The 1,085-nt window shown below is 47.4% G+C and carries 1 pseudogene; it reads right to left on the bottom strand.

The features are described from left to right. Positions 1–1,085: pseudogene (locus HMPREF2572_RS06675) on the bottom strand (hypothetical protein); the annotation flags it as partial.

The following is a 1,085-nucleotide window of genomic DNA, read 5'->3' as shown; positions in this document are numbered from 1 at the left end:
TCGGCATGATTGGTCTGTTGGTTATTCAACATGCGCTCCAAAATGTCTTTAATGTCCTTTTGGTTGAGCGTCATTTCTTTTATTATCTTGTCTTGTTCAGCAGGGGTCTGACCTGTAACTTTGGCACGAGCAACCTGTAATTGTGCATCATTTGTTATCGGGGTATAAACATATCCTGCAACTTTGTCATAACCTTCAGGAAGACTACCTTTATACCAACCTTTACATGCTCCGCCCGAGCAATATCCCCAGTTATATGAACCATTATATTTATCTATTACCCAAGCATATCCTTCAATATCGAGTCTTGGCCGAACATTAGAACCTGAACCAATATCGACACGTCTCAAATATAGTTGGGAATAACTACCGTCTTTGTTCTTTGAGGCTTCAGCAAGCATTTTTCCTGATGTCGTCCATCCTTCCGCCTGTTTCGCTGCGGCTGCTGCGCCTTCAGCTGCTTTTTTGGCGGCTGCGGCTGCGATTGCTCGTCCTAGGTCTCCGCTTTGTTCTGCTTGTGCTTGTGCGGTGGCGGCTTGTTGGGCAGCTTGGGCAAGTTGTCCTGATGACGAATTAGGTCGTATCCCTGTTTTATCCAAAAAATTATTAACTCCGCTTCCAAAACCCGTTAAATCAAGTTTTGACAAACCTTCCAAAACTGCCCCGAATCCCTCCCTAGCTGCTCCACTCCAGTCTCCATTTTGGGCTTGTTTATAAGCTCGTGCGGCAAAATCCGATCCAATCGCTCCGCCCGCTGCCGTTAAACCTGCAAGCGTACCACCAGTAATCTTTTCAACTTTGGGAATATTCACACTCTGCGTCTGCGTAGTTTTAATCGTCCCCTTCTCGCCATAATTACCCGTTGCGGTTATGGTTTTCGACTGACTACCTTTTATGGAATCGCCCGACTTGGTTACGGTCGGTTTGCCGTTGTTTTGGCTTTGCACGCGCCATACGCCCGTTTTCGGGTCGTAGCCTTTTTGTTGTAAGGCTCTTTCACTTGGAAAGCCCGCCCCCTGATGTTGTGCCGGCGGGGGAAGTCCTACTTCTGCACTTACAGGAGCAGCGAATAAAGCAGCAGACAG

Origin of the sequence: Neisseria sp. HMSC064E01 (assembly GCF_001808875.1) — a bacterium.
Lineage (GTDB): Bacteria > Pseudomonadota > Gammaproteobacteria > Burkholderiales > Neisseriaceae > Neisseria > Neisseria sicca_A.
Note: the sequence above shows the minus strand (reverse complement) of the source record. Positions and strands in the feature narration are given on the sequence as shown.